The organism is Bacteroidota bacterium, from assembly GCA_030706745.1.
Classification (GTDB): domain Bacteria; phylum Bacteroidota; class Ignavibacteria; order Palsa-1295; family Palsa-1295; genus PALSA-1295.
Genome location: JAUZNX010000002.1, coordinates 266,011 through 279,925, shown reverse-complemented (window position 1 = coordinate 279,925; position 13,915 = coordinate 266,011). Strand labels below are relative to the sequence as shown.

The following is a 13,915-nucleotide window of genomic DNA, read 5'->3' as shown; positions in this document are numbered from 1 at the left end:
CTACAAATAAGTCCCGGACTTATACGGAAAGCGTGTATTGCTTACCGGCCATTGGCCGAATGAGGTTCTTCATTTCGAGTGAAAATAGCTGCATGAAGAGATCTTGCACCTCGAATCCAGATCGCTCGGCGATTTGATCGATGACGAGCGGCCCACCGGCCGCATCCAAAACGTCGATAATTCTTGCTTCAAACATTGAGAGCCCTGTGCGATCGAGTGGCTTCTTCTTTTCTTGCTTGTTAGCACCGTTTGACCAGCCAAGTTCGGTTAATATCTGCTCGGGACTGGTTGCGATCCGAGCGCGAGACTCTCGGATCAGCCGATTCGGCCCACTGCTCGACGTTCGGTACAAATCTCCGGGAATCGCATACACGTCGCGCTTCTCGTTGTATGCGATGGATGCCGTGATCATCGAGCCACCATCCGATTCACTTTCAACGACAACCGTCGCGCGGGCAAGTCCACTGACAATCCGGTTTCGCCATGGGAAATTCCGCGCATCGGGATTTGCGCCGAGCGGAAGTTCGCTCGCTATTATTCCCCGGCCACTTTCAATGAGTTGCGTGGCAAATTGTTTGTTCGACGTCGGATATATTACATCAACTCCCGAACCAAGGATCGCGATCGTACTCCCTCCCGCTTCAAACGTAGCCTCATGGGCTTGCGTGTCGATTCCTTTCGCAAACCCGCTCACCACGGTCACACCATCCCGTGCGAACCGCTCGGCAAGTTCCCGTGCCGCCCGGCGCCCGTAGTCACTTGTCTTGCGTGAGCCAACTATAGCGATCGTTCTCTCAGCCTTCAACAGCTGGACGTTGCCACACACAAAGAGCAAAGCGGGAGGTGCATCAATCGATTTCAACAAAGCCGGATAAGTCTCCTCATAATAAGTGACAATCGATGTGTCCGCCGGTAATCGTGCGATCTGTTTCGCGGCTTGATCGAGTGCGTTATCGCGTGACGCCAATAAACTATCGGCAATTCCCCTCCCAAATCCTGGGACCTGCATCCACTCTTGATGCTTCGCATAGATCGCACGCTCTGCACTGCCAAAGTACTCATGGAGCGCTAGTAATCGCCGGGACCCTATGCCGCTGGCCAGATGGAGGGCAAGATAGCACGTGAGTTCGGTCGTTTCCACGATGTTCGAAAAACCGGTAACGTATTCGAATGACCAATAACGAACTTAACTGCCGATCAACGGCCACACGATATTATGTGTTGGCATTCACCTTGGCTCGAGTCGCAATGAGTTCTTCCTCCAACTTCTTAACCCGTTCGATGAGATCAGGCAAGGACCTCATCGCCCCTTCCTGCTTCAAAACCTCTCGGCCTGGCCTTGCCGGATACCCCATATACGTTCCTGGCTTCGTGATGGATTTCGATACGCCGGACTGTGCCCCGACAATCACGTGCTCAGTCGTCTGGATGTGACCGGTGACTCCCGATTGACCCGCGAGGATGTTTGCGCGGCCGATCTTAGTCGAACCAGAAACTCCAGCCTGCGCAGCCATCACGGTGTGCTCGCCAACATCGACATTGTGAGCGATCTGAATTAGATTGTCCAACTTCACTCCCTTTCGAATTCGCGTTTCGGCTACGGTCGCGCGATCGATGGTAGTGTTCGCGCCAACTTCGACATCGTCTTCGAGCACCACAATACCAATTTGAGGAATTTTGCGGTACGAACCATCGCCCATGGGGACATATCCAAAGCCATCGAACCCGATGACGCTTCCGGCTCCAACAACGACGCGGTCCCCAATCTGCATGTGATCGTATATCACGACATTGGGATGTATCTCGCAGTCTGCACCAATAGTCGTAGCGGCCCCGACATACGCGCCATGCCGCACGATGGTCCGGGGCCCAATCGTTGCATCACGACCGATGTATACATGAGCGCCAATATGCGCGTCAGCATCGATGACTGCGGAAGGATCGACGACGGACGAAGGGTGAATGCCTTTCGCCGGGCGTTCCTTCACAGGACTAAACATTTCGAGGGCACGCGCGAAGGCCTCGTAAGGACTTTTGGCGCGGAGAATCGCCGGCCCCTCACCGGCGGCGTATGGAATATTCTGATACTCGCTCACGATTGCCGCTGTCGCCTTCGTCGAGGCCAGAAAGCGTTCGTAAAGCGGATTGCCCACAAAGGTCAGCGCCCCGGGCACGCCATCTTCAATTCCCGTGACGCAGATGATCTCTTCGTCGCCGCGCGCCAGTTCAAGCGTGCTCGCGCCAATTTGTTCGGCTAAGCTTTTGATGTTCATACGAGTAATTGGGCAAAGCCCAGATGGTGTAACGAGTATCGAGTTACGAGTATTCCCTGCGGATGCAACAGCAGCACTCGTTACTCATTCCGATGACCCGAGTTAGTGGAGGACTGCAATTCTGACTGGTGGCGCGTGCCAGATCATCCCTCCAGTAATTGGATCATAGGCGATGAGCGACGCAAAATAAACACCGCTGGCAGACGGAAGTTGATCGCGACTCAGTGTAATTGATTGCGCCCCGGCCGAAAAGAGATCGCCAGAAATTGGATGGCTGACTACTCGCCCAGAGGGATCGGTCAACAAGACATCGACCACTGCTGCATCCGGAAGCAAAATCGAAATCGAAGTTCCTTCCTGAACGGGATTCGGAACGCTGGGCCCGAACGACCACGCGTTGGCTACACTCGCAGATGTCGAAGCATCGACCAGCTTTGGTTCATGTGCGCGCTTCTCACCGGAGAGTGAAATGTCGATCAACCGATATTCATAGAATCCCGGAGAGATGGAGCGATCGACAAAGGCATAGTGTCTCCCTTCGTTCGATGTTCCGAGAGCGCGAAGCGCAGGACTCGTTGCAAAATCGGCAACGAAGGTCCAATTATTATCGAGCCCATCGCCAATTTGGCGCCGCTCTATTTCGAATCCGGCGCATGCGGATTCGCTGGCAGTCTGCCAGGAAAGATCGGCCTCACCGGGACGAGGAGAGATTACATTGAACGAAGAGAGTTCGATTGGCAACGTGCCATCCTTGAAGACAAGTTGCGCGTAAATATCGGCGTTGCCGTTGCGATAATCTGTCCATGCTGCGATCCCGCCATTCGTGCGAGGGGCGAGTGTTACTTGCACGGACTTTGAGCTCGCTCGCGCACTGACGGCAAGGCCCCACAAGCTGGATGCGGACGGAAAGTAGTGTTTTGTGAGCCGGTCGACTCGTTGGGCAAACACACAGCTATCATATCGCGCATCGTTCCAGGCAACCAATGCACTACCCGGCGGACATGGCACCGCCCGGAAGCCATTCATGCCATAGGCGGTGCTCGTAACTGAGGCAAAGGTTCCGTTGGTGGCCGGAATCTGCGTGATCCCATCGGCAAACATCCGAACGGTACCGAGGTGTGGACCGCCAAAACTCGCCTGAAACAGAACGTAAAAACCCGCATAGGGGAAATTTCCGGTTTCCACTGAATCGTCCGAGAATATCACGGGATTTGTCTCATTGCCCGGATAATTTGGGGTAAGGGGTGGAGCAGTGTAATAGACCTTTGTGCCATCGCTCAACAATCGGTTCGCATATACATCTTGCCCATCGCTGGTGCTATTCGGGTTGGTCACCTCCCATGCCGCCAGGAGTTGACTTCCATCGCGATGGAGATTCACATTCTTGACATTCGGCTGAGTCGGTTGACTGGAAGAACCTTGAAAAATCGTGTTGCCGTATGGGGTTGACCACAGGAGACGGCCACTCCCATCAACGTGCTGGCCTGTTATTGAAGTAGGGGTTGTATTGTCATTGTCCCATGCGGCGTAGAACCCACCTGAACCATCTTCGCAGATCGAAGGCCTGCGTTGCTTGCTCGGCTGATTTGTCAGAACCGCGCCCCCTGAGCCCCACGCGACACCGCTTGTGGTAAGCTTGTTCATACCGAGATCTGGAGCCGAAGACTGAATCGATGTATTATTATCTTCCCAAACGACAAAGGCATTGCCATAGCCATCGGCAGTGATTACGGGATTGGTCTGGTCTGCAAGTTCCGTAGCAACGGCTCGACCCATCGTATCCCAGGCAAGGACACCAATATTGGTAATGTGCTGAGCATAAAGATCGATGCCGAGTGAAGCGCTATTGCGCCAATCCTGCCAAACAACGTAAGCCCCACCCTGCCCATCGGAGGTAAGAATCGGGTAGCGCTGAGAAATTCCACCTGAAGGCGCAAGTGCGACGCCATTCAACTTCCAAAGAGGTTTGCCATTTGCATCCAACCGTTGAGCATAGACTCGAAAGCCTCCACCACCACGAGCATCTTCCCAAGCGATAATTGCTCCGTCCGAGCCATCCGAGCAAGCGGCCGGCGAGTCTTGTATGCTCGTCGCAATGCAGACGGGAGTATTCGTGGTAGAATCAGATACCCACTGGCACCGGGCCATGTGTGGAGTTAAGAGTAGGCACAGGGCCATTCCCGATGTTAGAAGTATTGGTCGGAGACGCATGTATAAAGACGTGCTGAAGCAGATAAGGTATGTACTCACGGCACCCACGGCCGGCTCAAAAATCACAGCGTGGCCGGTCAAACCCCGCTTGGTGGTCAGTATGAACACCGGCCAGGCCCCAAATGTCACTGGGGTTCTGCTTAATGATCGCAAGGGCCCCCAATGAACGAAATGGTCCTTTGCCCTGTAACAATTTCCCTTCATGCGAGTTATTATTCAACGGGTTACCAGAGCATCAGTTCGTGTCGATGGCGAACTGATCGGTAGTATCGCCGACGGACTCGTCGCGCTGGTTGGATTTCGCGACAGTGATACGCAGGCTGAAATTCAATGGATGGCTCGTAAACTCCCGGGTCTTCGAGTCTTCAGCGATTCCGAAGGCAAAATGAATCATTCCTTGCGAGATATCAATGGCCAAATACTGATCGTCAGCCAATTCACGGTTTATGGGAACGCCCGAAAAGGCAATCGCCCCAGCTACATACTCGCTGCTCGACCCGAAAAAGCCGTGACGCTGTATCATGAATTTATCGATTTGCTTCGGCAGGATCTTGGCTCAGAGCAGGTTGCTTCAGGAGTCTTTCAGGCACACATGCAACTGGAATTGATGAATGATGGGCCGGTCACTTTGATCCTCGAGCGTGATGCCAAGGACACAGAATAACGAATCTCAGGGGAACAACACAAACGTGTTGTATCTTTACAGTGACTGGAAGCATTCATTGACGCTCCATCTACCGAATCTCGGTCAAATTTTCACGTCAATCATTCCTCAGATGAAGACTCATCCTTCTCCATCCTTTCCTCATTTCGGGCTTGCTTCACTCGGGATTGCGCTGCTGTCTATCAGCGCCATACAGCTGCTGTCGCTCGGCAGCATTGCACGAGCGCAATGCAACACCATGGTCGAACCGCCGACGAGTATCGGCACGGAATTTCTGCTCTGCTTCGAACGAAACGTGGATGCCAATCGGGAAGACCTCGATAGCGGCTATTGCGAGATTGACCTAGCGTCACTTGATCAGGCTGCTACCGTCACGATCACCAGCCGACACTATCCGGGAATGAGTCAGGTATTTCAGCTTCCACCACGGACCTCGAAGGTCTGGCGTGTTACCGACTTGTGGCCTGACCTTTGGATCACAAGTGCCGATAGTATTGAGGATCGCGTCGTGAAGGTCACCTCATCCAGCCCGATCGCCTGTTACGGTCAGAACCATAAGGCACAATCTGCGGATGGATTTCTGGCGCTGCCCATCAGTTCGTGCGGCTCTGAATACCGCGTCATGAGTTATGGTAATTCAGATTATACGACAGCCGTAACCATGATGCCTTCGCAATTCGCTGTGGCGGCATTCACCCCATCGACTATAACGATCACACCTTCCGCTCCCACAGCCACTGGTCACCCGGCCGGTGCTCCGTTTACCGTTACTCTCGATGCCGGACAATGCATTCAGATTCAAACCGATGGCACGGTGATCGGCCAAGATCTAACCGGCTCTATTGTCACCGCATCAGGCGGCAGCAAGATCGCCGTCTTTGGGTCGCATGCCCGGACGGAGTTGCCAACCCGATTTCAGAATTCCCTGTTTTCAACCAGTCGTGATCATTTGGCAGAGCAATTGCCCCCGATCGGGGCCTGGGGCTCCAACTTCGTTCTCGCGCCGATCCAAGTTGACGCGAGCTCTAGGATCTGTCCGGATGGTGATAACGTCCGGGTTCTCGCACTCAACAACAATACCGTGGTTACGGTTAATGGCAATCCGTGGGTCACGCTTGCGGCCAATCAATGGGCCGATTCTTTATTTTTGAACCCGCTTGTCATATCCGCCAGTGGAGGACCCATTCTCGTAGGGCAATACGCACATAGCAATTTGTATAATGGAGATGATGGCGATCCTTTCCTCGCGATTGTCCCACCGGTTGAGCAGTCCTACAATGATTACACTTTTTTTGCCAGTGAGGATAATGCATACTCAGTTCAAAAAGTGATCGTAGCAGCAGATACCGCGGCGCAAAACAGCATTGTCTTCGATGGCGCCCCGCTCTCCTCTTCCTTTTTTATCCCAATGCCCATTTCCATTGGGACCAATTCGTATGGCTACACGGAATTGACCGTCACGCCGGGCGCCCACAGGATTAGCTGCAATCAGTCGGATGGATTCACCATTCTCAGCTATGGTCTCGGATTTGTAATTTCCTATGGATATACTGCCGGAGCACTCCTCAAGCCACTCCGCGCAGTGTTTGTCCAACCTCAGCCGACTATCATTGGGAGCGGCTCAGCGACGCCTGATCGCACCAGTTCGAATCGCGTCCATATTAATAACGTGCTGACCGATCCTGTTTATCTCGATCAGGCCGATTTCATCCCCGATAACCCGGATGATGCGAGTTACGATATTCACTTCGTTGAGCAGCTCGATCCCATTAGCGGACAACTCGATCCTGGTGAGACTTCGACCCTCCATTTGGCCTGCCAGCAGCAATTGGATAAACCGATCACAGGGACCATTAAGATCTATGCGCATGCCTTCAACTGGCATGATCTCGAACCGGCACAGCAAGCGTGGACGTTCTTCCCAAACACTGCGGCCGACGTCCAGGCAGGCACCGCAAACGCGATCGACTTCCGCAATGCACCCAATCCCTTTGGGACCGTCACGACCATCGCATTTAACATGCCCGAAATGGCCGATGTGACGCTCACACTAACCGACGAACTCGGACGCTGTGTTCGTACCATCGCACAGGGACCCTTCCAGCCTGGACACTATGACATTCGTCTCGACCGGCATGAACTGCCAAATGGCTGCTATCACTGCAATCTCAGGGCGCCTAAGCTCGGGATTGACAGGACGATTACAATTCTCGCTGTGGAATAGGTGAACACAAGGGGCGAAGCTCGATTGCCCTTCAACACTTTCGGATGATTCCATATGCAGCGTCCGGCTCTCCTCGCGGTTCTTGCGCTCGCATTTGGGATTGAAACCACAACGTTCGCCCCTCACCTTTTTGGAAGTGAGGGTTTTTTTATTCTGTTTAGTTTAGTCCTCGTTCTCACTGTACTCCGAACTCGACCGGGACTCTTTGTCCCCGCCAGTCTTATCTCTCTGGTGCTTCTGGGTGGTATACTAGCTTCGACAAATCATGCAGCCCACACAGAGACTTTCTTTTCTCAGATTGCCAGTATCAACCCAAGGTTTCCTGTTTCAATGGCAAGGGATGGCAATGCTGGACTAACCTTCAAAATATCCGGGCGCATCGTGGATCTCCGTGAAACAGAGATGAGCTATCTTTATGCGTTCAAAACAGACTCCGCAAGCCTCGCTGGCGGAAAAATGTTCGGCGTCCAAGATCGCGTTCTGATTCGCATTTCAAAAGCCGCGCCTGGCTTGAAGTCTGTTCCGCAGCTTGGCAGCAATCTCGAAGTCTTCGGATCGCTCCAGCCATTTCGCGGACCAACAAACCCACATGAGTTTGCCTGGGGGCTCGCGCTGCAAGCACAGATGCAGACATCCGCCCTACTAGAAGTTCACTCAGGCTATGACCTGTATATGCTTGGTCCACCGCAACGCACTATCTGGTCACAAATTTTCGAAATCGCTAGTATAGCCCATGCCTGGATTGCCACACAACTCGACTCCGCCGTGCGCGATGTCCCCACCCGTGGTTTCATCAAGGCCGTCGTTCTCGGAGATCGCGGCGAGATGGAACGCGAAACGCTTGATGATTTCACCGTTGCCGGAGTCGCCCATATTCTCGCCGTCAGTGGGTTCAATGTCGCGATCGTCGGAATTGTAATTGCGCAGCTCCTACGCATTTTTGGTATCTTTTGGCATCGTCCCCGCACAATCATTACGATGATTGCCGTTTTCGCGTATGCCGCAATCGTTGGCTGGCAGCCGAGTGTCGTTCGAGCATTGTTTATGATCGAGCTATATCTTCTTGCGTTGCTCTTCGAGCGAAAACCAGATTCACTTAATATTATTGCGAGTGCCGCATTAGTGGAGTTGGTAATTCGGCCTTCGGATCTTTTCGATGTCAGCTTTCAACTGTCGTATGCTGCGGTATTGGGTTTGATTCTGATCGCACCGCAGATCCGACGATTGCTGGGAATCTCGAGCGAGGATTCGCAGCCTCATCGAACATCGATTGATCGCCTCATGCAGAATCGCTCTGCAAGACGATTCGCCGAAGCAGCGGCGCTTAGCCTTGGCGCTACCATCGCCTCCTATCCCGTTATCGCCGCGCACTTCTATCGTATCTCCATCGTAGGAATCTTCGCAAATCTTCCGGCTATTCCGCTCTCTGCTCTGATCACCGCGCTTGGATTTCTGTTGATACCTTTGACCGCTCTTTCGAGCTTCCTGGGTCACATTTATGGCGATGCCGCAACGTATCTGACAAACGTGCTTCTCCTAATCACCAGACTCAGCGCTCATTTGCCCCAGGCCTCGCGTCCCGCCGCTGCACCCACGTGGATTTACCTAGCATTCTTCGGCTGCGCTCTCACATATTCACTTCGAGCCTCCACGCGAAAGCAATTCCTTGGGCGCGTCGTTATGGCGGCAGTGTGTTATGTGGTGCTTGGATTACTCCATGTTCCATTTTCCGATTCCGCGCTAGTGCCGAATGAAGGAAAATTGCAGGTCCTCTTTTTCGATGTTGGGCAGGGTGATTGCGTTTACATTCGAACACCCAGCGGCTCATCCTATCTCGTCGATTTTGGCAGCATGGCATCTTCAGGCACCGCTCGAGTCGAGCAAAGCACGCTTCCCTTTCTTCGCGCGGAAAACAGCACGAATGTAATGGCAGGGTTCATTAGCCACATGCACAGCGATCACTACGGCGGCGCGCCCTCGCTTCTCGATCACGCGAGTGTCGCTCAATTGTTCACCAGCGGTGAACGCGTTCACGAACCATTGGCAAAGAGTCTTGAACATGATGCCAACATTCAGCATACTTCACTCCACGTTCTGTCCGTCGGTAATACCATTCGACTCGATACTTCCACAGAAATCCCGGTCACGCTGTACACACTGCATCCGACTCGGTTCGAAATCGCCGGAATGCGGACCAATTACGGTCTCAACACGAATAATGGCTCGTTGGCATTCAAGCTTGTCTATGGCCGAACGAGCTTCTTATTCTTGGGCGACATCGCAACCAGCGATGAACGCGGCATGGTCATGAGCTACGGTGGGAACACCAATGGTGCTCCCAACTTCCTTGCGAGCGATGTCGTGAAAGTCGCTCATCACGGAAGTCTCACCAATTCCTGCAAGGAACTGGTCCAGTGTTCGCATCCGCGTTTCGCCGTGATCTCGGTTGGCGCTTCGAATCGCTATGGCCATCCCGCACCTGCGGTCATCAAACGCTGGATGGGCTCTGGTGCGAACGTACGCCAGACTAACCGCGATGGCGCCATTCTCTTTGCCAGCGATGGAACACGCGTCGAAGAGATCAACTGGAAATGAATTAGAAACCAGCCTGGATGCCAGCAAGGATTTTGATGGTCTCGCCAATCTGATCGCCATTGAGCGCATGGACGAAGGGAAGCCATACTGTGGCATCGAGCGCGATCCGGTCAGCGAAAAAAACCTGTAGGCCCGGTGCCACGTAGGTGACATCACCACCGGAGTTGTCAATCCGTTGGCCATCCTGCACTTCGTATCCACGCCACTCGCCTCGCACACCAAGCGCGGCGAAGACGGGGATGTCGGATGAGTGGCTCCATGCATTGGAGATTCGATACCGCGCTGTCACATCGTAGTTCAGATTATTTCCATACAGGTGTCCGCTTGCTCCCGGCCCAAATCCTCGGATACCAGCCAGGACATTTGCTCCAATACTCCAATCTTCAAAACCACGCAAATAGCCAGCCCCAATCAGCAAATCGGTCGTGCCGGTACCAAGTTGCACATCGGGATCGGCGGGCATCTCGCCGTCGCGCAAACCGGTCGAACCATTGGCAAGCTTCACTCCGCCTGTAATGGACGCAATGCACGCCGAACCGCAAGTGCGGTCGGATAAAACATTGTACCGAGCCAGTAGCGAGATATCACCCAAGCCATCGTTGGTGATTGCGTGCACCGTCCCATCCGGATCGGCGGCATGCTCGCTCTTACGAGCCACCGGCAAGATTGCCGAGACTATGGCTCGCGAGGCGATTGCATAGTTTAGAGCAAACTGATTCGTAAGGTACGTCGCAACCGCATTCGAGGTGTTGGCCACTCGTTCCCCATTGCGAAACTCGTGGCTCAGTTCGGTGTACCGAATATCATACCGCATCCCCGTGCCGCCCATCTCCAGAGGCGAGATGCCTTGCGAGCACATACAGAAGTCGCACTCGGAAACCAGACCGGGAAGCTGCTGCGCGTGCAGCGCAATGCATGCAAAAAGTAAAGAGATTGCGATAGAAATTGTCTTCATAAGAATGGATTGAATGTGGGAAACAACTCCTCATCGGAGTTCCCTGCTGTTAACAGCTATCAGCAGATGCCGTCGGACGAATCCGACTAATCTGGGCAGGGTTCTAATCATCCAATCCGAGGCGGCTGCAGAAGACCTTGCAGCCAGCCGGAGGCAATCGCGCCTCCAGAAACCGGTAAAGTTCTTTCCTGCTTATGAGAAAGCGTCAAATTATCTGCCGCGCTGGGCAGGAATACTTGGTCGAGATGAGGCGCTGCATAGTTCGAGGGAGCATTGGAAGTGTTCTTTGCAAGCTGCTTCGTGAGATAGCAATGACCATTGCAGTGCGGCATCTTCCGCTCGCACTGCGTTCGCACAATCTGGTCCCGATTCAAACGAAACAGCACATAATCGAGCGGGACGGCATTCACCTGCACCCAGATGGCAAGGATGCCCAGCCAGGCCACGGAGCTACTCGAAATTCGTCCCCTTTCTCCCATTTGTTCTATCGACCAGACAAAAGTAATGCCGCCTATGCCGCTACCTCCTCCTTTAGCACACCAAGTTCTGCCCCCACTTTCGTAAATGCCTCGATTGCCTGATCGAGATGCCGCCGCTCGTGGGCCGCTGAGATTTGTACCCGGATGCGCGCCTGTCCCTTCGCCACGACGGGATAGAAGAACCCGGTCACGAAAATGCCTTCGTCCTGCAATCGCGATGCAAATTTCTGCGCAAGTGGCGCATCGTACAGCATGATCGGCACGATGGGATGAATGCCCGGTTTGATGTCGAAGCCCGCTTGGGTCATCTGCTCGCGGAAGTAAGTCGTGTTGGCCTCAAGCTTGTCGCGCAACTCGGTCGTCTCTTCGAGCATTCGCAGCACTTGCAGCGCGGCACCGGCGATTGGTGGTGGCAATGTGTTCGAAAACAGATACGGCCGCGAACGTTGGCGCAGCATATCGATGATCTCCTGACGTCCCGAGACAAATCCGCCAGCCGCTCCGCCGAGCGCCTTGCCGAGTGTCGATGTGATAATATCGACGCGTCCCATCACACCGCAGTGTTCGATCGATCCGCGACCCGTCTTGCCGACGAATCCGGTGGCGTGCGAATCGTCTACCATCACGAGCGCATCATACTTATCCGCGAGGTCGCATATCTCCTTGAGCTTCGCGATATCGCCGTCCATGGAAAAGACACCATCGGTCACAATGACACGGCGGCGACAGGTGGCGGCATCCTTAAGCTGCTGCTCGAGATCGGCCATGTCGGCGTGCTTATAGCGGAAACGCTTCGCCTTCGCCAGGCGAACGCCATCGATGATTGACGCGTGATTCAACTCATCGGAAATGATCGCGTCGTTCTCGCCAAAGAGCGGCTCGAAAACGCCACCGTTTGCATCGAAGCATGCGACATAGAGGATGGTGTCGTCGGTCTTGAGGAAGCGCGATACTTCGCGCTCCAGCTCCTTGTGCAAATCTTGCGTGCCGCAGATAAAGCGGACGCTCGACATCCCGTAGCCATGCGAATCAAGTGTGCGGTGTGCCGCTTCGATCACTTTCGGATGCGATGACAGACCGAGATAGTTGTTCGCGCAAAAGTTGAGGACCGTTCCAGGGCGTCCTTTGACACGAATCTCGACACCTTGCGGCGTTTCGATTTCGCGCTCTGTCTTGTAGAGACCGGCTTCGCGAATGGCACTGAGTTCTGCTGCTAATTCTTCTTTGACTTTTCCGTACATATCACAATTTGTTTTTTGGGAAGCGGCCCCTTAACATGAAGCCGTCGGAAATAGTGTGACCCCATGAAGAGTCAGAATCACTGTGTCAGACGGACAAGGAAAAACCATGATTTTGATCCTAAGAATCGTGGCGCGTACGTTTGTACTTCATGAACTTTATTGAGAACATTGAATTTACGGGGGCACTTATATACCTGACTCACCAGCCGGTTAGAAAAGAGACCCTTCCCGGAATTCTTGCATCGGCAGCACCTCGAAGACCTGCAAGATGGTGTAAGATTCTGCCACGACCTCAAAATCGTATCCATAATTAACAACCGTCCGAAGAGAGACACGCAATGAGTCTCCCGGCCTGACATCGTGTGCCCGATTTTGGAAGGCCGTTAGCCATATTTCGTCTGCGATTTTTGCGGCGATTGTATGTGTGCCGTGTCGGAATTCCCATTGAGAAGAACCAAGATAATCCGGCTTTTTTACCTTCAAAATTGCTTCGTGCGTTTCCCCGAGGGATTGTCTCGTTAGTAGCTCTTCGAGGTTCTCAGGGATCATTGTGAATTCGGCATTGACGACTAAATCCGGGCGGTCGGATTTATAGGTCACCGTGTCCTGTGGACTGAGATTAGACATTGCAGTGGTTACGCTTTGAATTCCGGGTAATAGGCGACGTGGGTTAATACGGGAATAGCTTGGCATATTGAGAATATCCGTCTCTTCGGCCAGCCTCAATAGGTCATTTTCCAGTACCTCTAATTCAGCGCGGGACGTTATTGAGGTCTTGTTCTCAATGTAATTGAGAATAACATACTTTCCCTTGACAAGATACGAACCAACGACCTTTTTCCAATCACCATCTTTTAAGGCAGAGTCATCGACGCTTCGCAGTGCATAAGCAAGCCACGCTCGCACAGAGCCAGTCTCAACATCTTCAATTATTGCAACGGGCTGAATGTTCGGGTCAATAGAGGACAGGAGCGCCCGATCTATTTGTTCAAAGGCCTCAATAAGTCCAGTGAGTGCACGAAAAACGCGGGACGGGTTTTCGCTACCCTTCTCGAAATCAATCTCAATAGCAAAAATCGGATTGTTCGGAGTTGGCATTCAGAGCTAACCGCTGAATGCCAACTTTGGTTTAAACTCAGGAAGTAGCACTTATCCTGAATAGATTCAACTGCGCCCCCGCTCGTCCGGGTCTTTCGGTACTGGCAATTTTCGAATTTTCTCCGCTTCCTCTGGGGTGAGTTTCAAAATATGCCGCACGGCGTTCTCGAATTTC

The 13,915-nt window shown here is 53.2% G+C and carries 10 protein-coding genes; 3 read left to right on the top strand and 7 right to left on the bottom strand.

The window, feature by feature from the left end; all coding sequences use genetic code 11:
- Positions 1 to 19: 19 nt before the first annotated feature.
- The 3 genes from dprA to Q8902_03805 all read right to left on the bottom strand — a co-directional run bounded on the left by dprA (position 20) and on the right by Q8902_03805 (position 4,421).
- Positions 20 to 1,141 (bottom strand): DNA-processing protein DprA, encoded by a 1,122-nt coding sequence (dprA, locus tag Q8902_03815; protein ID MDP4198680.1) that lies wholly within the window; start codon positions 1,139 to 1,141, stop codon positions 20 to 22.
- A 73-nt stretch (positions 1,142 to 1,214) separates the two neighbouring features.
- On the bottom strand, positions 1,215 to 2,273 hold the full coding sequence (gene lpxD / locus Q8902_03810) for a UDP-3-O-(3-hydroxymyristoyl)glucosamine N-acyltransferase (GenBank protein ID MDP4198679.1): 1,059 nt from the start codon (positions 2,271 to 2,273) through the stop codon (positions 1,215 to 1,217).
- A gap of 102 nt (positions 2,274 to 2,375) precedes the next feature.
- Positions 2,376 to 4,421 (bottom strand): hypothetical protein, encoded by a 2,046-nt coding sequence (locus Q8902_03805; GenBank protein MDP4198678.1) that lies wholly within the window; start codon positions 4,419 to 4,421, stop codon positions 2,376 to 2,378.
- A gap of 265 nt (positions 4,422 to 4,686) precedes the next feature.
- Between Q8902_03805 and dtd the strand changes: the two genes are divergently transcribed.
- The 3 genes from dtd (at position 4,687) to Q8902_03790 (ending at position 9,967) form a co-directional block, all read left to right on the top strand.
- Positions 4,687 to 5,148, top strand: coding sequence for a D-aminoacyl-tRNA deacylase (dtd, locus tag Q8902_03800; GenBank protein ID MDP4198677.1), 462 nt, complete (start codon positions 4,687 to 4,689; stop codon positions 5,146 to 5,148).
- 112 nt (positions 5,149 to 5,260) lie between these two features.
- Entirely contained in the window at positions 5,261 to 7,372 is a 2,112-nt protein-coding gene (locus Q8902_03795; GenBank protein MDP4198676.1) for an IgGFc-binding protein, read from the top strand.
- 402 nt (positions 7,373 to 7,774) lie between these two features.
- Positions 7,775 to 9,967, top strand: a complete 2,193-nt coding sequence (locus Q8902_03790; GenBank protein ID MDP4198675.1) for a DNA internalization-related competence protein ComEC/Rec2 — start codon at positions 7,775 to 7,777, stop codon at positions 9,965 to 9,967.
- A gap of 1 nt (position 9,968) precedes the next feature.
- Here Q8902_03790 and Q8902_03785 read toward each other — a convergent pair whose 3' ends face one another.
- The 4 genes from Q8902_03785 to Q8902_03770 form a co-directional block, all read right to left on the bottom strand.
- Positions 9,969 to 10,922: a hypothetical protein gene (locus tag Q8902_03785; protein MDP4198674.1), complete on the bottom strand. Its 954-nt coding sequence runs from the start codon at positions 10,920 to 10,922 to the stop codon at positions 9,969 to 9,971.
- Between the two features lie 107 nt (positions 10,923 to 11,029).
- Positions 11,030 to 11,368, bottom strand: a complete 339-nt coding sequence (locus Q8902_03780) for a hypothetical protein (GenBank protein MDP4198673.1) — start codon at positions 11,366 to 11,368, stop codon at positions 11,030 to 11,032.
- Between the two features lie 65 nt (positions 11,369 to 11,433).
- Positions 11,434 to 12,642 carry a glycine C-acetyltransferase gene (kbl, locus tag Q8902_03775; protein ID MDP4198672.1) on the bottom strand — a complete coding sequence of 403 codons (1,209 nt, stop codon included), beginning with the start codon at positions 12,640 to 12,642 and terminating at the stop codon, positions 11,434 to 11,436.
- Positions 12,643 to 12,852: 210 nt separating this feature from the next.
- A complete protein-coding gene (locus Q8902_03770) occupies positions 12,853 to 13,740 on the bottom strand; it encodes a hypothetical protein (GenBank protein ID MDP4198671.1) in 888 nt (295 codons plus the stop codon).
- Positions 13,741 to 13,915 lie beyond the last annotated feature (175 nt).

Excerpts from the sequence above, each read along its gene's own strand:
- dtd (MDP4198677.1), top strand. The coding sequence starts at position 4,687 with ATGCGAGTTATTATTCAACGGGTTACCAGAGCATCAGTTCGTGTCGAT.
- lpxD (MDP4198679.1), bottom strand. The coding sequence starts at position 2,273 with ATGAACATCAAAAGCTTAGCCGAACAAATTGGCGCGAGCACGCTTGAA.
- Q8902_03785 (MDP4198674.1), bottom strand. The coding sequence starts at position 10,922 with ATGAAGACAATTTCTATCGCAATCTCTTTACTTTTTGCATGCATTGCG.
- Q8902_03790 (MDP4198675.1), top strand. The coding sequence starts at position 7,775 with ATGAGCTATCTTTATGCGTTCAAAACAGACTCCGCAAGCCTCGCTGGC.
- Q8902_03770 (MDP4198671.1), bottom strand. The coding sequence starts at position 13,740 with ATGCCAACTCCGAACAATCCGATTTTTGCTATTGAGATTGATTTCGAG.
- Q8902_03795 (MDP4198676.1), top strand. The coding sequence starts at position 5,261 with ATGAAGACTCATCCTTCTCCATCCTTTCCTCATTTCGGGCTTGCTTCA.
- Q8902_03805 (MDP4198678.1), bottom strand. The coding sequence starts at position 4,421 with ATGGCCCGGTGCCAGTGGGTATCTGATTCTACCACGAATACTCCCGTC.
- kbl (MDP4198672.1), bottom strand. The coding sequence starts at position 12,642 with ATGTACGGAAAAGTCAAAGAAGAATTAGCAGCAGAACTCAGTGCCATT.